The sequence below is a fragment of the Streptomyces spinosus genome (assembly GCF_020400655.1).
Taxonomy (GTDB): Bacteria; Actinomycetota; Actinomycetes; order Streptomycetales; family Streptomycetaceae; genus Streptomyces; species Streptomyces argyrophylli.
The window spans coordinates 1-20,995 of record NZ_JAINRC010000001.1 but is presented as its reverse complement, the minus strand read 5'-3'; the positions used below and the strand labels follow the sequence as shown (position 1 = coordinate 20,995).

The following is a 20,995-nucleotide window of genomic DNA, read 5'->3' as shown; positions in this document are numbered from 1 at the left end:
TCTCAGCCGGACGGCGTGCCCCGGGACCCCGCTCCCGGGGCCGCCGTGCCCCCCGGCGGGGTCTTCGGGGCCGCCGCGCCGTCCAGCCACTGGCGCAGCTCCTCCTTCAGCGACCGCTGGAAGGTGGTGAGCAGCGCCTGCACCACGAGCGGGTGCATATGGGCCGACAACGACTTCACGTCCCGTGTGTCGCGCTCGGCGACGGCGTCCCGCAGCAGGTCCGACAGCTCGTGGGCCGCCGCGCGGGCGTGGCCGGTCAGGACGGTACGGGCGGCCAGGATGGTCTCCTGCGACAGCGGTACGTCGAGGAGCCGGGCCGCGAGCCGCAGCAGGCCGCAGTCCACGCGGAAGGAGTCCCCCTCCCGCGTCACCACGTTCATCGCGGTCAGCCGGTCCACGTCCTCCTCGGTCAGTCTGCGCCCCGCCCGCCGCTCCAGCTCCGCGCGGGAGACCGTCTCGACGGTGTCCGGCGCCCAGGAGGCGACCACCGCCCGGTGGATCGCCAGGTCGTGCGGGCCGAGGTCGGCCGGCAACTGCCGCAGATGGCGTTCGATCGCCGCGAGGGTCATGCCCTGGTGCTGCATCTCCTCGATCAGCTCCAGCCGGGCCAGGTGCTCCCGGCCGTAGTGGCCCACCCGGCGGGGGCCGATGACCGGCGGCGGCAGCAGTCCCCTGGTGCCGTAGAAGCGGACCGTGCGCACCGTGACGCCCGCCCGCGCGGCCAGCTCGTCGATCGTCAGGGTGGGCTCGCCGGCGTCGGTCGTCATGTGCAGCAGTATCGCTGTCTCACCGATGGTGTGAAACCCGGGGCGGTGGCGTGTGGACCGTGTGAGAAGAACCGCTCTGTGACCTGGACCATCGCATCCCGGACCCTCTCCCTGGGAAGCTGCTGCCTTGGTCTGTACCGCGACACGAGGGTGGTGCGGGCCAGAACCTGCACGAACCCCGGGCCCATGAGGTCCGGGCGCACCAGGAAGTGGAACCACCCGTGAGCAAGGAAGCCGTGGAACCGGCACAGGCCACCCCCCACCCCCGGGTGGCCCGGACGCCCGAGGACGCGGGCGACGCCGGTTACAGCAAGGACCTCAAGGCCCGCCACGTCAACATGATCGCCATCGGCGGCGCCATCGGCACCGGCCTCTTCCTGGGCGCCGGCGGACGCCTGCACAACGCGGGCCCGGCGCTCGCCCTGGCCTACCTGGTCTGCGGCGTCTTCGCGTTCTTCGTCGTCCGGGCCCTGGGCGAGCTCGTCCTGTACCGGCCGTCCTCCGGCTCCTTCGTGTCGTACGCGCGCGAGTTCCTCGGCGAGAAGGGCGCCTATGTCGCCGGCTGGATGTACTTCCTGAACTGGTCGACCACCGGCATCGCCGACATCACCGCGATCGCGCTCTACACGCACTACTGGAGCATGTTCACGTCGATTCCGCAGTGGGTGCTGGCGCTGATCGCCCTCGCGGTCGTCCTCGCCGTGAACCTGATCTCGGTGAAGATCTTCGGCGAGATGGAGTTCTGGTTCGCGATCATCAAGGTCGCCACGCTCGTGGGCTTCATGCTGATCGGCATCTTCCTGCTGGCGACCCGGCACGACGTGGGCGGCAGCAAGCCGGGCCTCGATGTCATCACCGGCAACGGCGGTGTCTTCCCGCACGGCCTGATGCCGGTCGTCCTGGTCATGCAGGGCGTGATCTTCGCGTACGCCGCCCTGGAGCTGGTCGGCGTGGCCGCCGGCGAGACCGCCGCGCCGGAGAAGGTCGTCCCGCGCGCGGTGAACTCGATCATGTGGCGCGTGGCCCTGTTCTACGTCGGCTCGGTCGTGCTCCTCGCCCTGCTGCTGCCCGGCTCGGTGTACTCCGCCGACCAGAGCCCGTTCGTGACCGTGCTGTCCAGGATCGGCGTGCCGGCGGCCGGTGACGTGATGAACCTGGTCGTGCTGACCGCCGCCATGTCCTCGCTGAACTCCGGCCTGTACTCCACCGGGCGCATCCTGCGCTCCATGGCCACGGCCGGCTCGGCGCCGAAGTTCACCGCCCGCATGAACCGCAGCCAGGTGCCCTACGGCGGCATCCTGCTGACCTGCGCGGTCTGTGTCCTCGGCGTCGGCCTGAACTACCTGGTCCCCAGCCAGGCCTTCGAGATCGTGCTGAACGTCGCCTCGCTCGGCATCATCAGCACCTGGGTGATCATCATGGTCTGCCACCTGGTCTTCGTCCGCCGGGCCCGCGCGGGCCTGGTGACCCGGCCGCACTTCCAGCTGAGGTTCAGCCCGGTCACGGAGATCGCCACCGTGGTGTTCCTGCTGGTCTGCCTCGGCATGATGTGGAACGACGCCGAGGTCGGGCGCAAGACCCTGCTGCTCATCCCGGTGATCGCCGTGATGCTGGTCGCCGGCTGGTTCGGCGTCCGCCGGCGGGTGGCGCACACCACCGGCCAGGAGCCGGCCGAGCCGGCGCGGTAGCGGTCCGGCGCCCCTGCCGGTGCCGTCGCGTACGGTGGCGTCACACCGGAGATCACCTGGCTCCGGCAGGACGCCACCCGCGCCGTCGGCAGGCGCGGAGGGGGGAGGACGCGGGATGACGGGGCGAACGGACACGACCGACGTACTGGTGCTGGGCGGGGCCGGGGTGGACACGGTCATCCCGGTCCCCGAGCTCCCCCTGCCGTACGCCGACAGCTACATGATCGACTCGGGGATCCGCACCCGCGCCGGCCAGACCGGTGACTTCGTCGCCCTCGGACTGGCCGCGCTGGGACTGCGCACCCACCACCTCGACCTGCTCGGCGACGACCCCGAGGGCGACCTCGTGCGCGCCCTGCACCGCGAGCACGGCATCGCCCTCACCGCCCTGCCCCAGCCGGCCGGCACCAAGCGCGCGGTCAATCTCGTCGGCCCGGACGGCCGCCGGCTGTCCTTGTACGACACCAGCCGCGCCCACCCGGACGACCGCTTCCCCGAGGCCCGTCTGCGCGAGCTGGCCGCCGCGAGCCGGCATGTGCACGTGACCATCACCCAGCCCTGCGCCCACGCCCTGCCGGTCCTGCGCGGGACGGGTGTGCCGCTCTCCACCGACCTGCACGACTGGGACGGCGAGAACCCGTACCACGAGCCGTTCGCGTTCACGGCCGACGTCGTCTTCCTGTCGGCCGCCGCGCTGACCGACCCCGAACGGACCGTACGGCGCATCGCCGAGCGCGGGCGGGCCCGGACCGTCGTCGCCACCGCCGGAGCGGAGGGCGCCCTCCTGCTGGCCGACGGCGAGCTGACCCGGGTGCCGGCGGCGATCCCGCCCGCGCCTGTCGTGGACTCCAACGGCGCGGGCGACGCCTTCGCCGCCGCGTTCCTCTACGGCCGGCTGAGCGGCGAGCCGCCCGAGCGGTGCGCCCGGTACGGCGCGGTCGCCGGCGCCCACGCGTGCACCGTCCCGGCCACCCGCGCGGAGGCGATAGGCCGGGACGCGCTGCTGCGCCGGGCGTCGGAACCGGGCCGCTGAGGCGCCGGGGTGCCGGGCCCCCGGGCCCGGATCAGTGCCCGTGGACGGCGTTCGTCGCCTCGATCCTCTTCCAGGACTTCGGCCGCTCCACCGCCGTACCCGACTTCGCCAGACCCCGGACCGCCGGCGACGCCGGCTTCTCCGGCTGGAACAGCCAGGTGTCGAACAGCGCCGCCAGCGGCTTGCCGGACACCCGCTCTGCGTACTTCTGGAAGTCGGCGACCGAGGCGTTGCCGTAGGCGTGCTCCTGCGGCCAGCCCTTCAGGACCGCGAAGAACGCGTCGTCACCGATCTCGTTGCGCAGCGCCTGGATGGCGAGGGCGCCCCGGTCGTACACGGCGGCACCGAACTGCTCGTCCGGGCCCGGGTCGCCGGGCTTGACCGTCCAGAAGGCGTCGTCGGCCGGGTGCGAGGCGTACACGTAGTCGGCGAGTTCCTGCGTGGTGCCCTCGCCCTCGTGCTCGGACCACAGCCACTGCGCGTACCGGGCGAAGCCCTCGTTGATCCAGATGTCCTTCCAGCCCTTGACCGACACGTCGTCGCCGTACCACTGGTGGGCCAGCTCGTGCACGACCACCGAGGTGTTGGAGCCGTTCGCGAACTGACGCGGGCTGTAGTAGACGCGGGTCTGCGTCTCCAGCGCGTAGCCGGTGGTGGTGTTCGGCACGTAGCCGCCCGCCGAGGCGAACGGGTACGGCCCGAAGTAGCCGCTCAGCCAGTCCACGATCTCACCGGTGCGCTCGACGCTGGCCCGGGCGGCCCCGTCGTTGTCGCCGAGGTCCTTGCTGTAGGCGTTGACGACGGGCACCCCGCCGTCGGAGGTGCCGGTGGTGATGTCGAACCTGCCGAGCGCGAGCGTGGCCAGATAGGTCGCCTGCGGCTTGTTCTGCCGCCAGTTGTAGCGGGTCCAGCCCAGCTTCGAAGTGGTCGACTGGAGCGTGCCGTTGGAGATGGCCTGGGTGCCGTCCGGCACCGCCACCGACACGTCGTAGGTGGCCTTGTCGCTCGGGTGGTCGTTGCTCGGGAACCACCACCAGGCGGACTCGGGCTCGTCGGCGGCGACGGCGCCGTCCGGGGTGCGGTGCCAGGTGGTGAAGCCGTAGGCGCTCTTCGTCGACGGCACCCCGCTGTAGCGGACCACCACCGTGAGGGCGCTGCCCTTGGCCAGCGGCGTCCTCGGGGTGACGACCAGTTCGTGCTGGCCGGACGTCGCGAAGGACGCCTTGGCGCCGTTGACCCGCACCTCGCTCACGTCCAGCAGGAAGTCCAGGTCGAAACTGGACAGGTCCTGGGTGGTCTTCGCCAGGATCGTCGCCGTGCCCTGCAACTCGTCCGTCTTCGGCTGGTACTGCAGCCTCAGGTCGTAGTGCGAGACGTCGTAGCCGCCGTTGCCGTAGTACGGGTAGTAGGGGTCGCCGATGCCCGGTGCGCCGGGGGAGTAGCTCGCGGCCGATGCCGGGATCGCCAGCAGGAGGGAGGCCGCCGCGAGCGCGCCCGGTGCGATGATTCTGCGGTGCACGTCAGCTCCAAGTCGTAGGGACGGTGCGTCCGTTCGAAGATCTGTCCGGAGCCTATTCAGTCCCTGTGGCCACCGGCCTGTCCATGGCCCCGACTGTCACACGATCGCCATTCGGCCGTCACGCGCACCGGAAAGCCTTCTTCTGTACGGGCGTTGACCGCAGTACCGTCCGCGCATGCCGAAACGCACGCGCTCCACGATCCGGAGAACGCTCGTCACCGTCGCCGTCGCCGCGCTGACGGCCGCCTTCCTCACCCCGGCCGCCGCCGCCGGGCCCGCCGCGCCCCGGGAGAGCAGACCCGTCTACTCCTACGCCGACGCCGTGCGCGAGTCGGTGTGGGTGGACACCGGCCTCGACGAGGACGGCGACGGACGGACCGACCGCGTCGCCGCCGACATCGTCCGGCCCGCCGAACCCGCCCGCCAGGGCCGCAAGGTGCCCGTCATCATGGACGCCAGCCCCTACTACTCCTGCTGCGGACGCGGCAACGAGAGCCAGCGCAAGACGTACGACGCCCAGGGCCACGTCGTCCAGATGCCGCTGTTCTACGACAACTACTTCGTGCCCCGCGGCTACGCCTTCGTCGGCGTCGACCTCGCCGGCACCAACCGCTCCGACGGCTGCGTCGACGTCGGCGGCCGGTCCGACATCCTCTCCGCGAAGGCCGTGGTCGACTGGCTGAACGGCCGCGCCCGGGCCTACACCAGCCGCACCGGCGGCACCCCGGTGACGGCCGGCTGGACCAACGGCACAACCGGCATGATCGGCAAGAGCTGGGACGGCACCATCGCCAACGGCGTCGCCGCCACCGGCGTCAAGGGCCTGAGGACGATCGTCCCGATCAGCGCGATCTCCTCCTGGTACGACTATTACTTCGCGCAAGGCGCCCCGCTCTACGAAGGGGGCCCCGACGAGCTGGCCGGCTACGTCCAGAGCGGCGACGCGCGGGCCCACTGCGCGGCCGTGCTCAAGAAGCTCGCCGACGGCAGCCCGCGCAGCGGCGACTGGACCCCGCTGTGGACCGAGCGGGACTACGTGAGGGACGCGGCGAAGGTGCGCGCCAGCGTGTTCCTGGTGCACGGCATGCAGGACCTCAACGTCCGCACCAAGCACTTCGGCCAGTGGTGGGACGCCCTCGCCCGGCACGGCGTGCAGCGCAAGATCTGGCTCTCCCAGACCGGACACGTCGACCCCTTCGACTACCGGCGCGGCGCCTGGGTCGACACCCTGCACCGCTGGTTCGACCACGAACTCCTCGGCTACGACAACGGCATCGACCGCGAGCCGACGGCCGACATCGAACGCCACCCCGACCAGTGGGTCACCTCCGCCGCCTGGCCCCCGCGCGGCACCCGCGCCGCCGTCCTGCACCCGGCCGCCGGCAGCCGGGCCGGCGTCGGCACCCTCGGCCGGCACCGGGGCACCGGCACCGAGAGCTTCACGGACGACCCGGCGCTGAGCGAGGCCGACTGGGCCGCGCACCTGACCACGGCCACCCCCGAGAAGGCCGGCTTCCTCACGGCACCGCTCACCCGGGACCTGCGCGTGTCCGGCTCCTCCACGGTCACGGTCACCGCGACCCCGACGACCGGCTCCGCCCATCTGTCCGCCGTGCTGGTCGACGTCGGCCCGGACACCATCCGCGACTACGCCGACCCCGGCGAGGGCATCACCACCCGCACCGAGCGCAGCTGCTGGGGCGGGAGCACGGCCGGGGACAGCGCCTGCTTCAGGGAGACGGCGGCGAAGACGGCCGCCGTCGACCACACCGTGGTCAGCCGGGGCTGGGCCGACCTCGGCCACCACGCCTGGCCGGCCCCGGGCGTCCCGCTCACGCCGGGCAGGGCCTACACCATCACCCTGGACCTCGCGGCCACCGACCACGTCGTCCCCGCGGGGCACCGGCTCGCGCTGATCATCGCCGGCACGGACAAGCACCTCATCGACCCCCCGTCCAGCCGGCCGACGCTCACCGTGGACCTGTCCCGTACGACGGCGAGGGTGCCGGTGGTGGGTGGCGCGGAAGCGTTGGCCCGGGCCACGTCGGGCAGCGCCGGGGCGCCCGCGCCGAGGGTCCTGGACGGTGTCGGGGCACCCCGTACGGTGCGGCACGTTCCGGTGGGCTGACGTTCCCGCCGTCGCGGCCCACCGCGGCGCCGGTCCAAGGCGGCCGGCCGGCGAGTCCGGCTGCGGGTCGCCGTGGGCCGGTCGCGCGGTTCCCCGCGCCCCTTGGGGTGCGGTGCCGCGCCTTCGCGCGAGCGGGGGCCGGGGACGCCATCCCGGCCCCCGCCGGCCGGCGGCTCAGGGCGTCGGGAACGCCAGGGCGGCCGCCTTTCTCGCGCAGCCCCACGCCACCGTGACACCGGCGCCGCCGTGGCCGTAGTCGTGCACCAGGACGCGGCCGTCCGGGAGGAGCCGGCGCTCCAGCCGCACCGCCTCCCGGGCCGGCCGCAGTCCCACCCGGTGCGCGAGGACGCGCGCGCCGGCGATCTCCGGCCGGACGGCCGCGCAGCGGGCGACGATCGCCTCGGCCGTCACCGGGTCCGGCTCCAGGGACCAGTCGTCCTCCTCCGCCGTGCCGCCCAGGAGCAGCCGGCCCGGCTGCGGGATGAAGTAGGTGGACGCGGCCGAGACGTGGTCGACGGAGGTGAACCAGCCGGTGACGCCCGGGTTCTCCACCACGACCAGCTGACCGCGCACCGGCCGCACCGCCGGGTCCGGCGTCAGAGAACGGGCCCCGAGTCCCGTGCAGTTGATCACCACCGGGGCGGGCACGGCGGCCAGTCCGGTCACCTCGCGGACCTCCACCGTGCCGCCCGCCTTCTCAAGGCGCCGCCGCAGCCAGGCCAGATGCACCGGCATGTCGATCACCGGCAGCCGAGCCGCCAGCCCTCCGGCCACCGCCCGCAGCCCCGGCACCCGGCCCGCCCACGTGCCCAGCTCGTCCAGCCGGGCCCCGTGGTGCACCCCGTCGACCAGACGCACCCCCGTCTCCTCCGGCCGGTCCGCCAGCTCCTCGTAGACCGTCAGGGACTCCAGCGCCCACGCGCCCACCTGCGGCTCCGGTTCGATGCGGTACGGCCACCACAGACCGCCGGCGACCGCCGACGTCGTCCGCTCGGCCGGCTCCCGCGCCCACACCCGCACCCGCCGGCCGGACTCGGCCAGCAGCACGGCCGTCGTCAGTCCGGCGATCCCGCTCCCGACCACGATCACTTCGTCACTCGGCTCACTGTCCACGCCAGGACGATAGGTCCTGGGCGGCCGGCTCCGTCAGCCTGGGACGCGAGCCGCCGGTGCCCGGCGCGGAACGTGGCGGAGCCGCGCGCGTGCCGCCACTAGGATCGGCGTCCTGATGACTGCCACCCTCGTTGCCAAGAACCTCGCCGCCGGACATGGCGACCGCTCCCTGTTCGCCGGGCTCGACCTGGTCGTCGCGCCAGGCGACGTGATCGGGCTCGTCGGTGCCAACGGCGCGGGGAAGTCGACCCTGCTGCGGATGCTCGTCGGACTCACCCCGCCCGAGCAGGGCGAACTGCGGCTGTCCCCGCCGGCCGCGACCGTCGGCCACCTGCCGCAGGAGCCGGAACGCCGGCCGGGGGAGACCGTCCGGGAGTTCCTGGCGCGCCGCACCGGGGTCGCCGAGGCCCAGCGGGTGATGGACGAGGCCACCCAGGCGCTGGTCGACGGCGCTCCCGGCGCCGACGACGCCTACGCCGCCGCCCTGGAGCGCTGGCTCGGCCTCGGCGGCGCCGACCTGGAGGAGCGCGCGGAGGAGGTCGTCGACTCCCTCGGTCTGGCGGTGGACCTGGACCAGCCGATGACCGCCCTCTCCGGCGGCCAGGCGGCCCGCGCCGGTCTCGCCTCCCTGCTGCTGTCCCGCTACGACGTCTTCCTCCTGGACGAGCCCACCAACGACCTGGACCTCGACGGCCTGGAACGTCTGGAGCGGTTCGTCACCGGACTGCGCGCGGGCACGGTCGTCGTCAGCCACGACCGCGAGTTCCTCACCCGCACGGTCACCAAGGTGCTCGAACTCGACCTCGCCCAGGGGCGGATCAACCTCTACGGCGGCGGTTACGCCGGCTACCTGGAGGAGCGCGAGGTGGCCCGCCGGCACGCCCGCGAGGAGTACGAGGAGTACGCCGACAAGAAGGCGGCGCTGCAGGACCGCGCCCAGATGCAGCGCGCCTGGATGGACAAGGGCGTGAAGAACGCCCGCCGCAAGGCCGGCGGCGACAACGACAAGATCGGCCGCAAGTTCCGCAGCGAGGCCAGCGAGAAGCAGGCGGCCAAGGCCCGGCAGACCCAGCGCATGATCGAGCGCCTGGACGTGGTGGAGGAGCCGCGCAAGGAGTGGGAGCTGCGGATGGAGATCGCGTCCGCGCCCCGCTCGGGCGCGGTCGTGGCGACGCTGCGGGACGCCGAGGTCCGGCGCGGCGACTTCACCTTCGGCCCGGTCTCGTTGCAGATCGACTGGGCGGACCGGATCGCCGTGACGGGGGCCAACGGATCCGGGAAGTCCACGCTGCTCGGCGCGCTGCTGGGCCGGGTCCCGCTCGACTCCGGGCACGCGGCCCTCGGCTCCGGGGTCCTGGTCGGCGAGGTCGACCAGGCCCGGGGGCTGTTCCACGGCCCCGAGACCCTGCTCGAGGCGTTCTGCGCCGCCGTACCCGACACCGAACCGGCGGAGGTCCGCACCCTCCTGGCCAAGTTCGGTCTGAAGTCCGCGCACGTGCTGCGCCCGGCCGCGACCCTCTCCCCGGGCGAACGCACCCGCGCCGCGCTCGCCCTGCTCCAGGGCCGGGGCGTCAACCTCCTCGTCCTCGACGAGCCGACGAACCACCTCGACCTGCCGGCGATCGAGCAGCTGGAGTCGGCCCTCGACGGCTACCCGGGCACCCTCCTGCTGGTGACGCACGACCGCCGCATGCTGGACGCGGTCCGGGTGACCCGCCGCCTGGAGGTCGCCGACGGCAAGGTCACGGAACGCTAGGGCCTCTCGTTCGGATCACGCCGGGCTCGCGGACCCTGGCGCCCGGTCCGGCCTGATCCGAACGGACGCCCCCGGGCCGGTCCGCCGTTCCTCCCCTCCCGACGTCCGGGCCGGGGCCGGGCGACTGGCTGCGCCCGGCCCGGCCCCCGGCCGTCAGCGCTTCTTCGGGTCCAGCAGGCCCGCGCGGCGCAGCGCGTCCACCATCGCGCTGTTGGCCGGTGCCGGCGCCTGCCGGCCGCCGCGGTCACCGCCGCCCCGGCCCTGCCGCTGGCCGCCGCCGCCCTGACGCTGCTGCGGCGGACGGGCGCCGCCGCGCTGCTGCCGGCCACCGCCCTGCCCCTGCGGGGCGGCCTCGTCGTCCAGGCGCAGCGTCAGCGCGATCCGCTTGCGCGGGATGTCGACGTCCAGGACCTTCACCTTGACGATGTCGCCGGGCTTCACGACATCGCGCGGGTCCTTGACGAACGACTTCGACATCGCCGACACGTGCACCAGGCCGTCCTGGTGGACACCGACGTCCACGAACGCGCCGAAGGCGGCCACGTTGGTGACCACGCCCTCCAGGACCATCCCGGCGGACAGGTCGGCGATCTTCTCCACGCCCTCCTTGAAGGTGGCCGTCCGGAACGCGGGACGCGGGTCGCGGCCCGGCTTCTCCAGCTCCTTGAGGATGTCCGTGACCGTGGGCAGGCCGAAGGTGTCGTCCACGAAGTCGGCGGGCCGCAGCGAGCGCAGCACACCCGTGTTGCCGATGAGGGACGCCACCTCCTGGCCCGTGGTCTTCACCATGCGGCGCACCACCGGGTACGCCTCGGGGTGCACGCTGGAGGCGTCCAACGGGTCGGCGCCGCCGCGGATGCGCAGGAAGCCCGCGCACTGCTCGTACGCCTTGGGGCCGAGCCGCGCCACCTTCTTCAGCTCGGAACGGGACGTGAAGGGGCCGTTCTGGTCGCGGTGCGCGACGATGTTCTCGGCGAGCCCGGCGGAGATGCCCGACACTCGTGCGAGGAGCGGCACGGACGCCGTGTTGACGTCCACGCCGACGCCGTTCACACAGTCCTCCACGACCGCGTCCAGCGACCGGGACAGCTTCACCTCGGACAGGTCGTGCTGGTACTGGCCGACACCGATCGACTTCGGGTCGATCTTCACCAGCTCGGCCAGCGGGTCCTGCAGCCGGCGGGCGATGGAGACCGCGCCGCGCAGCGACACGTCCATGTCCGGCAGCTCCTGCGAGGCGTAGCTCGACGCGGAGTACACCGACGCGCCCGCCTCGGACACCATCACCTTGGTGAGCTTCAGCTCCGGGTGCCGGGCGATGAGTTCACCGGCGAGCTTGTCGGTCTCGCGGGACGCCGTGCCGTTGCCGATCGCGACCAGCTCGACCGCGTGCTCCTTGGCCAGCCGCGCCAGCTTGGCGAGCGCCTCGTCCCACTTGTTGGCCGGGACGTGCGGGTAGATCACGTCCGTGGCGACGGCCTTGCCGGTCGCGTCGACCACGGCGACCTTCACGCCCGTGCGGAAACCGGGGTCCAGGCCGAGCGTCGCGCGGGTGCCCGCCGGGGCGGCCAGCAGCAGGTCCCGCAGGTTCGCCGCGAACACGTTGACCGCCTCGTCCTCGGCTGCCGTCCGCAGCCTCAGGCGCAGGTCGATCCCCAGGTGGACCAGGACGCGGGTGCGCCAGGCCCAGCGGACCGTGTCCGTCAGCCACTTGTCGGCCGGGCGGCCGCGGTCGGCGATGCCGAACCTCGAGGCGATGATGCCCTCGTACGAGGACGGGCCCTCCGTGGCCTCCTCCGGCTCCAGGACGAGGTCCAGCACCTCCTCCTTCTCCCCGCGCAGCATCGCCAGGATCCGGTGCGAGGGCAGCTCGGTGAACGGCTCGGCGAAGTCGAAGTAGTCGGCGAACTTGGCACCGGCCTCCTCCTTGCCCTCCCGCACCTTCGCGGCCAGCCGCCCGCGTACCCACATGCGCTCGCGCAGCTCGCCGATCAGGTCGGCGTCCTCGGAGAACCGCTCCGTGAGGATGGCCCGCGCCCCCTCCAGGGCGGCCTGCGGGTCGGCGACGCCCTTGCCGGCGTCCACGAACGCGGCGGCGGCCGCCAGTGGTTCCACGGTCGGGTCGCCCAGCAGCCCCTCCGCGAGCGGCTCCAGGCCCGCCTCGCGCGCGATCTGCGCCTTGGTGCGCCGCTTGGGCTTGTAGGGGAGGTAGACGTCCTCCAGCCGCGCCTTCGTCTCGGCGCCCCGGATGCGCGCCTCGAGCTCCTCGGTGAGCTTGCCCTGCTCCCGCACCGAGTCGAGGATCGCGGTCCGCCGCTCCTCCAGCTCCCGCAGGTAGCGCAGCCGCTCCTCGATGGTGCGCAGCTGCGCGTCGTCGAGCATCTCGGTCGCTTCCTTACGGTAGCGAGCGATGAAGGGCACGGTCGAACCGCCGTCGAGCAGTTCCACCGCGGCCCTCACCTGCCGCTCCCGTACGCCGAGCTCCTCGGCGATCCTGCCTTCGATGGACCCTGCTCCGAGGGACCCGGGTGTCGTCACGATCCCGTACCGCCTTCTCCACTGAGGTTGCGCGGCAATTGTGGCAGGTGACACCGGCGACCGGGGATCAGGGCGGCTCCCGGCGAGGCGCCGGGCCCGGCGTCGGGCCCGGCGCCCCCGCGTGGAGGACGAGCCCCGCCGGACAGCCGGGCGAGCGCCCGGAACGGCAGCGTGACCACCGCGGCGAGGGCGCCGCCGATCTGCCGCGGTACGTCCGCGATGGCACGGAACACGGGACGATCTGCTTTCGTCGCGGGCTCTCCTCCTCCGGGCACCTCCGGACGGCGCGGGAACCCCGGGCCGGTGGCCGGAAGCCCGCGACGGCGTGGCAGAAAAGGTGGGAAATCCGTCGTTGCTGCCGCGCGCGGGGCCACCCAGAATCGAGGCCATGACGCAGCGAACCGTCCTCGTCACCGTCTTCGACGGCGTGCAGAGCCTCGACGTGACCGGCCCCGTGGAGGTCTTCACCGGCGCGGAGAAGCACACCCCGGGCTCGTACCGGATCCGCACGGCCTCCGTGGACGGCGGACCGGTGCGCACCTCCAGCGGGCTGACCGTCGTACCGGACGGGTCCCTGGCGGACGCGGCCGGTCCGCACACCCTGCTGGTCCCCGGCGGGGAGGGCACCCGCGACCCCGATCCCCGGCTGGTGGAGTGGCTGCGCGCACACGGCCCGCGGGCCCCGCGCCTGGTCTCCGTGTGCACCGGCGCGATCCCGCTGGCGCGGGCCGGACTCCTGGACGGCCGGCGCGTCACGACGCACTGGGCGTACTGCGACAAGCTCGCCCGGGACCACCCCGCCGTCCGGGTCGACCCCGACCCGGTCTTCGTCCGGGACGGGCACGTGGCCACCTCCGCCGGGGTCACCGCGGGCATCGACCTCGCTCTGGCGCTGGTGGAGGAGGACCTCGGCCGGCAGGTGGCGCTGACCGTCGCCCGCCATCTCGTCGTGTTCCTGCGCAGGCCGGGCAACCAGGCCCAGTTCAGCGCCCAGCTGGCCGTGCAGACGGCCCGCCGCGAGCCCCTGCGGGACGTGCAGCAGTGGATCACCGAACACCCGGACGGCGACCTGGGCGTCGAGGCGCTGGCCGCCCGCGCGGCCCTCTCCCCGCGCCACTTCGCCCGCGCCTTCCAGGCGGAGACCGGCATGACACCGGGGCGGTACGTCGACCGGGTCCGCCTCGAACACGCGCGCCGCCTGCTGGAGGACACCACCGACGGCATCGAACGGATCTCCCGCGCCAGCGGCTACGGCACACCGGAGGCGATGCGCCGCGCCTTCCTGCGCACCCTCGGGGCGTCCCCGGCCGAGTACCGCCGCCGCTTCCGCCCCGCCCCCGTCGTCTGACGGCCCGTCACCCGCCCCACGAGACAAGGGAACCCCATGCAGATCGCCATCGTGCTCTACGACCGTTTCACCGCCCTCGACGCCGTCGGCCCCTACGAGACCCTCGGCCGGCTGCCCGGCTCCGAGACCGTGTTCATCGCCGAGCGCACCGGCCCCGTGCGCACCGACACCGGGAACCTGGCGCTCACCGCCGACCGGACCCTCGCCGAGGTGCCGTCCCCGGACCTCGTGATCGTGCCGGGCGGTCCCGGGCAGAGCGAGCAGATGGAGAACACCGCCCTGCTGGACTGGCTGCGCGCGGCGGACGCCACCAGCACCTGGACCACCTCGGTGTGCACGGGCTCGCTGCTGCTGGCCGCCGCCGGGCTGCTGCGCGGCCGCCGCGCCACCTCGCACTGGCTGGCGCTGGACCTGCTGCGCGGCTTCGGGGCCGAGCCGACGGGGGAGCGGGTGGTCGTGGACGGCAAGTACGTCACCGCGGCCGGTGTGTCCTCCGGCATCGACATGGGCCTGGCCCTCCTCGGCACCATCGCCGGTGACGAACACGCCCAGTCCGTCCAGCTGCTGACCGAGTACGATCCCCAGCCGCCCTACGACGCCGGTTCGCCGCAGAAGGCGCCCGCGCACCTCGTCGAGAAGTGGCGGGCCGCGAGCCGCTTCACCCCGACGCGGACACGCTCCAGGTGAAGCGCGGCGGCCGGCGTTCCAGGAACGCGGCGGCCCCCTCCGCGACGTCGCCGCTGCCGCGCGCCTCGGCGGCCCAGTGGGCGTCACGGTCGGTGCGGCCGGCGGCGAACTCCTTGGCGGCGGCCTGGGTGAGCTGCGAACGGGACACCAGGACCCGGGTCAGTTCCGCGACCCGCTTGTCCAGGACCCCCTCGGGCAGCACCTCGTCCACCAGGCCGGTGCGCAGCGCCCGAGCGGTGTCGATCAACTCGGCCGTGAACAGCAGGTACTTGGCCGTGGCCGGGCCGACCAGAGAGACCAGCCGGCGGGTCGAGGAGGCCGGATAGACGACACCGAGCCGCGCCGGCGTCACCCCGAACAGCGCTCCCTCCTCCGCCAGCCGCAGGTCACAGGCCGCCGCGAGCTGTACCCCGCCGCCCACGCAGTGGCCGCGCACCGCGGCGACGGTCGGCTTGGGGAACGCGGCCAGGGCGTCCTCGGCGGCCACCGCGAGGGCCGGTGCCTCCTCCGGTGCGTCCCGGAGCGTGGAGATGTCGGCCCCCGCGCAGAAGGTCCCGCCCTCACCGGTCAGCACCAGCGCCCGCACCCCGGGGTCACGGGCCAGCGCGTCCAGCAGCGGGGGCAGGGCCCGCCACATCGCGGTGGTCATGGCGTTGCGCTTGGCGGGATGGCGGATCACCACGGTGGCGACGGAGTCGGTGACCTGGTGGGACAGCTGGGGAACCATGCGGGGATCGTAGCGTCGGCCTCTTACAACCCGACTAGTTCGGGAACCGGCGGCCGGGGAGCAGGAACAGTCCCGACCACGACCAGGTCATGCGGAGTCGGTCAAAAACCGTTCGATACCTGCCGACTTCTGTTCAGGCATCCGGACCGGAGCGGATCGTTACCAACACTCGACGTGTGGTGACAATCGAGCGCGAGGGTGGCGACCGGACGATGGACAACCACGGGCGCGAGGACGGTCCGCGCCCAGCGGGGGGCGGCGGGGACAGGCCGCCGGGCCCACTGCCGTACGAAGGCGTCTGGCGCTTCACCGCGGCCGCGGTGGACGCCTCGGTCCCGCAGGCCCGGCACGCGGTGCGGGACCTGCTGCTGCGCCAGGGGGTGCCGGTCTCCGACGACCTGGTGCACGGGCTGCTGCTGATCGTCTCCGAGCTGGTCACCAACGCGGTCCGGCACGCGGCGCTGCTGTCGCCGGTGCTGGCCGTGGAGGTGGCCGTGGGAGCCGAGTGGGTGCGGGTGTCCGTGGAGGACAACCACCCCTACCGGCCGACGGCCCTGGAGGCCGACCACGGCCAGACCGGCGGCCGGGGACTCCTCCTGGTCCGCGAGGTGGCACGGGAGGCCGGCGGGGTGGTCGACGTGGAGCACACCGCGAGCGGCGGCAAGGTGATCTGGGCCGCGCTCCCGCTCAAGCCCCCCTCACTGCCGTAACGCCCGCCGGCCGCCCCCTGCCGGCCACGGGACCGCCGCACCCGCCGTGGCGGTCACCAGCCGGCGGACGGACCCGTCAGCTCCCTGATCGCCGGGCGGGCGGCGTCCAGGACGGTCATGAACCAGGCCGAGAACGGGTCCCGGGCGTGCCGCTCGGCCAGCTCGGCCGCCGTCACGAAGGCGACCTCGGCGACCTCCTCCGGGTCCGGTCCGAGCGGCGCCTGCACCAGGCCGACGAACAGGTGGTTGAACTCCTGCTCCACCAGACCGGAGGCCGGGTCCGGGTGGTTGTAACGGACCGTGCCGGCCTCCCCGAGCAGCGACGGCGACACGCCCAGCTCCTCGTACGTGCGCCGGGCCGCCGCCGCGAACGGCGCCTCACCCGGGTAGGGGTGACCGCAGCAGGTGTTGGACCACACACCGGGGGAGTGGTACTTGCCGAGGGCCCGCTGCTGGAGCAGCAGCCGGCCCTGCTCGTCGAAGAGGAACACCGAGAACGCCCGGTGCAGCTGTCCCGGCGGCTGGTGGGCGGCGAGCTTCTCCGCCGTGCCGACCGTCACACCCTTCTCGTCGACCAGTTCCAGCAAAATCGCCTCTGCGGTGCCCTCCGACGAGCTGTGCGTCGCGGTGGCAGGTGTGATCGGCATACCCATCCTTCGCCTCGGTCTTCGCACCCCAAGTCTGCCGTACGAATCCGGCACTCCCGGCACGTCCGCACGTCCGCGCGCGGCGCGGCACCGGGAGCCGGACCCGGTGATCATCGTGCCCGGAGCCGGCCGCGGGGAACCGTCCGAGGGTGCGCGAACGGCAGTGCGTACGGTCAGTGGCACAGCCGCGCTTCGTGCTCCGCGTGCCCGCCCGGCTCCAGCTGGAAGGTGCAGTGCTCCACGTCGAAGTGATCGCCCAGGCACCCCTGGAGTTCGTGCAGGATCTTCTCGTGCCCGATGGCGTTCAGCACCTCGGAGCTGACCACCACGTGCGCCGACAGCACCGGCATGCCCGAGGTGATCGTCCAGGCGTGCAGGTCGTGGACGTCCTCCACGCCGTCGAGGGCCAGGATGTGCGCCCGGACGTCCGCCATGTCGACGCCCTTGGGAGCCGCCTCCAGCAGCACGTCCAGCGTCTCGCGCAGCAGCTTCAGCGTCCGCGGCACGATCATCAGCCCGATGACCAGCGAGGCGACCGGGTCCGCCGCCTGCCAGCCGGTGGTCAGGATCACCGCGGCCGAGATCAGCACCGCGACCGAGCCCAGCGCGTCCGCGGCCACCTCCAGGAAGGCGCCGCGCACGTTCAGGCTCTCCTTCTGCCCGCGCATCAGCAGCACCAGCGACACGGAGTTCGCCACCAGGCCGATCAGACCGAACACGACCATCAGGCCGCCCCGGGTCGGCGCGGGCTCCACGAACCGCTGGACCGCCTCGTACAGGACGTATCCGCCCACCCCGAGCAGCAGCAGACAGTTGGCCAGGGCCGCGAGGATCTCGGCACGGGCGTAGCCGTAGGTGCGGTTGGTGCTCGCCGGACGGTTCGCGAAGTGCACGGCGAGCAGGGCCATGCCGAGGCCCACCGCGTCGGTCGCCATGTGCGCCGCGTCCGCGATCAGCGCGAGCGAGTCCGCGACCAGGCCGCCGACGATCTCGACGACCATCACCATGAGCGTGATGCCCAGCGCGATCCGCAGCCGGCCCCGGTATGCCGCCGTGGCCGTACCCGTGGCCGGCACGTGGGAGTGCGCGTGCCCGTGGTCGTGCCCTGCCCCCATGACTACCACCTTCCGTAGGGCTGCCCGGAGAGCCCAGTCAACTACGGGGAGGGGGTATGGGGCAACGCGGCACTGAACACCGTTGTCATGTGCCGTGACCTGCGGAAACGTTCCGCAGGTCACGGCACCGGAGGCTGGGTCAGCCCCCGTGGTGCAGCCGCCAGCCCGCCCACGCCGACTCGATCATCTCCCGCACCCCGCGCCGGGCCCGCCAGCCCAGCGCCTGGGCGGCCCGCTCCGCCGAGGCCACCGCGCGCGGGGCGTCACCGGGGCGGCGCTCCTCCACCACGGGCGCCCGGCGGTCGCCGCTGACCTCCCCGACGACCGTGATCAGCTCACGCACCGAGACCCCCTCGCCCCGGCCGATGTTCAGCGTCAGATCACCGGTGAGGTCCCCGGCGGCCAGCCTGCGGGCCGCCGCGAGGTGGGCGTCCGCCAGGTCGGCGACGTGGATGTAGTCCCTGACGCAGGTGCCGTCCGGCGTCGGGTAGTCGTCGCCGAAGATGCGCGGGGCCTCGCCCCGGGTGAGCCGGTCGAAGACCATCGGCACGATGTTGAAGACGCCCGTGTCCGCCAGCTCGGGCGCCGCGGCGCCGGCCACGTTGAAATAGCGCAGGCACACGGTGGAGATCCCGTGCGCCCGCCCCGCCGCCCGTACCAGCCACTCACCGGCCAGCTTGGTCTCGCCGTACGGGTTCACCGGGACGCACGGGGTGTCCTCGGTGATCAGGTCCACGTCCGGGTTGCCGTACACCGCCGCCGACGACGAGAACAGCAGACGGCCGATGCCCGCCTCGGCCACCGCGTCCAGCAGCGTGGCCAGACCGCCCACGTTCTCCCGGTAGTAGCGGGCCGGCTGGGCCACCGACTCCGCGACCTGCTTGCGCGCCGCGAGATGGACGACACCCGTCACGCCGTACTCCGCGAAGACCCGCTTCAGCAGCGCCCCGTCCAGGGTCGACCCCTGGACCAGCGGCACCTCGGCCGGGAGTCGCGCGGGCACGGCCGCCGACAGGTCGTCCAGCGCCACGACGCTCTCCCCGGCGCCCGCCAGGGCCCGGGCCACATGCGCTCCGATGTATCCGGCTCCGCCGGTGATCAGCCACGTCATGGTCGTCCACCCTATGCCGAACGCCCCGGTGTCCCGGTTGCCCGGGTCTGCCCCACGGGTTTGTGGGCCGGCCCCCGCATCCCCGATGATGATCGCGGCGAAGGCCGGGGCAGCCCCCGTGGGCCGGACCGTGAACGGCCGGTGAACACCGGCTCCGGACCATCCGATACCCTCTGCCGACATGCCGCCCGGGTGCCGCAGGCAGGGCGCCCCACCATGCGAGAGTCCGGCGCCCGCGCGCCGGCACCCAGGGAGTGAGTTCGGTTGCCGACCGCCATCGTCACCGGTCAGCCGGTCCCCGGATCGTCACTGGAGAACGATCTGCGGTCCCTCGGCTTCGACGTGCGCGTGGCCGCCGACGCCGCCGAGACGGAGTCCGTGCTCGCGAACGTGCCGGCCGACCGGCGGGTGGCCCTGGTCGACGCCCGTTTCGTCGGCCACCTCCACGCGCTGCGCCTCGGCCTGACCGACCCGCGCTTCCCGCTCGCCGCCGTACCCGGTGCCGTCACCGCCCAGCCGGCCGCCCGGCAGGCCCTCGCCGGGGCCGTGGCCCGCGAGACCGCCGCGCCCGGCGGTACGGCCACCGCGCACGCGGCCGGCGGCGGCGCCCCCGCGCTCGCCCTGGACAGCCTCGCCGACCGCGTCGCCGACACCCTCGACGCCGACGGCGACGCGCTGCACCGGCCCGAGCTGGGCAGCCTGGTCGCCGCCGTGCCCGCCGACCCGCAGGCCCGCAACGAGGCCCGTCAGGCCGTCTCCGCCGTCGACGACGAGGCCGTCCGCCTGAAGTCGGCCGTGAAGTCCCGGGACGGCTTCTTCACCACGTTCTTCATCAGCCCCTACTCGCGCTACCTCGCCCGCTGGTGCGCCCGTCGTGGCCTGACCCCGAACCAGGTCACCACGGCCTCGCTGCTCACCGCCCTGATAGCGGCCGGCTGCGCGGCGACCGGCACCCGGGGCGGCTTCGTGGCGGCCGGGGTGCTGCTGATCGCCTCCTTCGTGCTGGACTGCACCGACGGCCAGCTCGCCCGCTACGCCCTGAAGTACTCCACCCTCGGCGCCTGGCTGGACGCCACCTTCGACCGGGCCAAGGAGTACGCCTACTACGCCGGCCTCGCCCTCGGGGCGGCCCGGGGCGGCGACGACGTGTGGGCCCTCGCCCTCGGCGCGATGATCCTCCAGACCTGCCGGCACGTGGTCGACTTCTCCTTCAACGAGGCCAATCACGACGCCACCGCCAACACCAGCCCCACCGCCGCCCTCTCCGACAAGCTCGACAGCGTCGGCTGGACCGTGTGGCTGCGGCGGATGATCGTGCTGCCGATCGGCGAGCGCTGGGCGATGATCGCGGTCCTCACCGCGGTCACCACCCCCCGGATCACCTTCTACGTCCTGCTCGCCGGCTGCGCCTTCGCGGCGGCGTACACCACGGCGGGCCGGGTGCTGCGCTCGGTGACCCGCACGGCGCGGCGCACCGACCGGGCGGCGCAGGCCCTCGCCGACCTCGCCGACCCGGGCCCGCTCGCCGGGGTGCTGCGGCGCGTGACCGGCAAGGGGCTGCCCGGGTTCGCCGTTCCCGCCGTCGCCCTGCTCGGCGGTGCCGTGGTCGTGGCCTGCTCGGCCCTCACGGACTTCGGCGGGCCGCTGCCCGTCGCCGGCGCCGTCGTGTACGTCCTCACCTCGGCCCTCGCCGTCGCCCGCCCCCTCAAGGGCGCCCTCGACTGGCTCGTCCCGCCCTTCTTCCGGGCCGCCGAGTACGGAACCGTCCTCGCCCTGGCCGGTGAAGCGGACGTGAACGGGGCCCTTCCCGCGGCTTTCGGCCTGGTGGCGGCCGTCGCCTACCATCACTACGACACGGTGTACCGCATCCGCGGCAACGCCGGAGCGCCCCCGGCCTGGCTGGTGCGCTCCATCGGGGGGCACGACGGGCGGACGCTGCTCGTCACCGTTCTGGCCGCGGTACTCACCGGTGCGCAGTTCAAGGTCGCGCTCACCGTCCTCGCCGTGGCCGTCGCCCTGGTGGTGCTCGTCGAGAGCATCCGCTTCTGGGTGTCCGCCGGGGCGCCCGCCGTACACGACGAAGGAGAAACCGCATGATCGGCCTCGTG

At 73.5% G+C, this 20,995-nt stretch carries 16 protein-coding genes and 1 pseudogene; 8 read left to right on the top strand and 9 right to left on the bottom strand.

Annotated elements, in window-relative coordinates:
* Positions 1-2: 2 nt before the first annotated feature.
* Entirely contained in the window at positions 3-767 is a 765-nt protein-coding gene (locus LG395_RS00080) for a MerR family transcriptional regulator (protein WP_171150868.1), read from the bottom strand.
* Positions 768-988: 221 nt separating this feature from the next.
* Here LG395_RS00080 and LG395_RS00075 point away from each other — a divergent pair, with 221 nt between their 5' ends.
* Both LG395_RS00075 and LG395_RS00070 read left to right on the top strand, forming a co-directional pair.
* Positions 989-2,455 carry an amino acid permease gene (locus LG395_RS00075; protein WP_171150866.1) on the top strand — a complete coding sequence of 489 codons (1,467 nt, stop codon included), beginning with the start codon at positions 989-991 and terminating at the stop codon, positions 2,453-2,455.
* Between the two features lie 115 nt (positions 2,456-2,570).
* Positions 2,571-3,488 (top strand): adenosine kinase, encoded by a 918-nt coding sequence (locus LG395_RS00070; RefSeq protein WP_225807958.1) that lies wholly within the window; start codon positions 2,571-2,573, stop codon positions 3,486-3,488.
* Between the two features lie 31 nt (positions 3,489-3,519).
* Here LG395_RS00070 and LG395_RS00065 read toward each other — a convergent pair whose 3' ends face one another.
* Positions 3,520-5,007: a M1 family metallopeptidase gene (locus LG395_RS00065; protein ID WP_171150862.1), complete on the bottom strand. Its 1,488-nt coding sequence runs from the start codon at positions 5,005-5,007 to the stop codon at positions 3,520-3,522.
* A gap of 175 nt (positions 5,008-5,182) precedes the next feature.
* Between LG395_RS00065 and LG395_RS00060 the strand changes: the two genes are divergently transcribed.
* Positions 5,183-7,135, top strand: coding sequence for a Xaa-Pro dipeptidyl-peptidase (locus LG395_RS00060; RefSeq protein WP_225807957.1), 1,953 nt, complete (start codon positions 5,183-5,185; stop codon positions 7,133-7,135).
* 174 nt (positions 7,136-7,309) lie between these two features.
* Here the strand turns inward: LG395_RS00060 and LG395_RS00055 are convergent, their stop codons facing one another.
* The gene (locus tag LG395_RS00055; RefSeq protein WP_372463197.1) at positions 7,310-8,224 is read right to left on the bottom strand and encodes an FAD-dependent oxidoreductase; all 915 of its coding nucleotides are present in this window, start codon (positions 8,222-8,224) and stop codon (positions 7,310-7,312) included.
* A 139-nt stretch (positions 8,225-8,363) separates the two neighbouring features.
* Between LG395_RS00055 and LG395_RS00050 the strand changes: the two genes are divergently transcribed.
* On the top strand, positions 8,364-10,004 hold the full coding sequence (locus LG395_RS00050; RefSeq protein WP_225807955.1) for an ABC-F family ATP-binding cassette domain-containing protein: 1,641 nt from the start codon (positions 8,364-8,366) through the stop codon (positions 10,002-10,004).
* 153 nt (positions 10,005-10,157) lie between these two features.
* On the opposite strand, the gene LG395_RS00045 is transcribed toward LG395_RS00050, so the two are convergent.
* Together LG395_RS00045 and LG395_RS41400 are read right to left on the bottom strand one after the other, a co-directional pair.
* Positions 10,158-12,542, bottom strand: a complete 2,385-nt coding sequence (locus LG395_RS00045) for a Tex family protein (RefSeq protein WP_225807954.1) — start codon at positions 12,540-12,542, stop codon at positions 10,158-10,160.
* Positions 12,543-12,647: 105 nt separating this feature from the next.
* Positions 12,648-12,775, bottom strand: a pseudogene (locus LG395_RS41400) (LPFR motif small protein); the annotation flags it as partial.
* Positions 12,776-12,930: 155 nt separating this feature from the next.
* Here LG395_RS41400 and LG395_RS00040 point away from each other — a divergent pair.
* Positions 12,931-13,890, top strand: a complete 960-nt coding sequence (locus LG395_RS00040; protein WP_171150858.1) for a GlxA family transcriptional regulator — start codon at positions 12,931-12,933, stop codon at positions 13,888-13,890.
* A 36-nt stretch (positions 13,891-13,926) separates the two neighbouring features.
* Complete coding sequence (locus LG395_RS00035) at positions 13,927-14,577, top strand: DJ-1/PfpI family protein (RefSeq protein WP_225807953.1); 651 nt, start codon at positions 13,927-13,929, stop codon at positions 14,575-14,577.
* Here LG395_RS00035 and LG395_RS00030 read toward each other — a convergent pair.
* Complete coding sequence (locus tag LG395_RS00030) at positions 14,549-15,304, bottom strand: enoyl-CoA hydratase/isomerase family protein (RefSeq protein ID WP_171150855.1); 756 nt, start codon at positions 15,302-15,304, stop codon at positions 14,549-14,551. The two genes, LG395_RS00035 and LG395_RS00030, sit on opposite strands and share 29 nt — an antisense overlap.
* 212 nt (positions 15,305-15,516) lie before the next feature.
* Here LG395_RS00030 and LG395_RS00025 point away from each other — a divergent pair, with 212 nt between their 5' ends.
* Entirely contained in the window at positions 15,517-16,014 is a 498-nt protein-coding gene (locus LG395_RS00025; RefSeq protein ID WP_225808438.1) for an ATP-binding protein, read from the top strand.
* 53 nt (positions 16,015-16,067) lie between these two features.
* Here the strand turns inward: LG395_RS00025 and idi are convergent, their stop codons facing one another.
* The 3 genes from idi to galE form a co-directional block, all read right to left on the bottom strand.
* Positions 16,068-16,661 carry an isopentenyl-diphosphate Delta-isomerase gene (gene idi / locus LG395_RS00020; RefSeq protein WP_225807952.1) on the bottom strand — a complete coding sequence of 198 codons (594 nt, stop codon included), beginning with the start codon at positions 16,659-16,661 and terminating at the stop codon, positions 16,068-16,070.
* 173 nt (positions 16,662-16,834) lie between these two features.
* Positions 16,835-17,776, bottom strand: coding sequence for a cation diffusion facilitator family transporter (locus tag LG395_RS00015; protein WP_171150851.1), 942 nt, complete (start codon positions 17,774-17,776; stop codon positions 16,835-16,837).
* A 139-nt stretch (positions 17,777-17,915) separates the two neighbouring features.
* Positions 17,916-18,887, bottom strand: a complete 972-nt coding sequence (gene galE, locus LG395_RS00010) for a UDP-glucose 4-epimerase GalE (RefSeq protein WP_171150849.1) — start codon at positions 18,885-18,887, stop codon at positions 17,916-17,918.
* A gap of 264 nt (positions 18,888-19,151) precedes the next feature.
* On the opposite strand from galE, the gene LG395_RS00005 reads away from it, so the two are divergent.
* Entirely contained in the window at positions 19,152-20,984 is a 1,833-nt protein-coding gene (locus LG395_RS00005; protein WP_225807951.1) for a DUF5941 domain-containing protein, read from the top strand.
* Positions 20,985-20,995: the final 11 nt, after the last annotated feature.

Coding starts and splice junctions, on each gene's coding strand:
- LG395_RS00035 (WP_225807953.1), top strand. CDS start 13,927: ATGCAGATCGCCATCGTGCTCTACGACCGTTTCACCGCCCTCGACGCC.
- galE (WP_171150849.1), bottom strand. CDS start 18,887: ATGACGTGGCTGATCACCGGCGGAGCCGGATACATCGGAGCGCATGTG.
- LG395_RS00025 (WP_225808438.1), top strand. CDS start 15,517: ATGGACAACCACGGGCGCGAGGACGGTCCGCGCCCAGCGGGGGGCGGC.
- LG395_RS00050 (WP_225807955.1), top strand. CDS start 8,364: ATGACTGCCACCCTCGTTGCCAAGAACCTCGCCGCCGGACATGGCGAC.
- LG395_RS00060 (WP_225807957.1), top strand. CDS start 5,183: ATGCCGAAACGCACGCGCTCCACGATCCGGAGAACGCTCGTCACCGTC.
- idi (WP_225807952.1), bottom strand. CDS start 16,661: ATGCCGATCACACCTGCCACCGCGACGCACAGCTCGTCGGAGGGCACC.
- LG395_RS00040 (WP_171150858.1), top strand. CDS start 12,931: ATGACGCAGCGAACCGTCCTCGTCACCGTCTTCGACGGCGTGCAGAGC.
- LG395_RS00080 (WP_171150868.1), bottom strand. CDS start 767: ATGACGACCGACGCCGGCGAGCCCACCCTGACGATCGACGAGCTGGCC.
- LG395_RS00070 (WP_225807958.1), top strand. CDS start 2,571: ATGACGGGGCGAACGGACACGACCGACGTACTGGTGCTGGGCGGGGCC.
- LG395_RS00030 (WP_171150855.1), bottom strand. CDS start 15,304: ATGGTTCCCCAGCTGTCCCACCAGGTCACCGACTCCGTCGCCACCGTG.
- LG395_RS00015 (WP_171150851.1), bottom strand. CDS start 17,776: ATGGGGGCAGGGCACGACCACGGGCACGCGCACTCCCACGTGCCGGCC.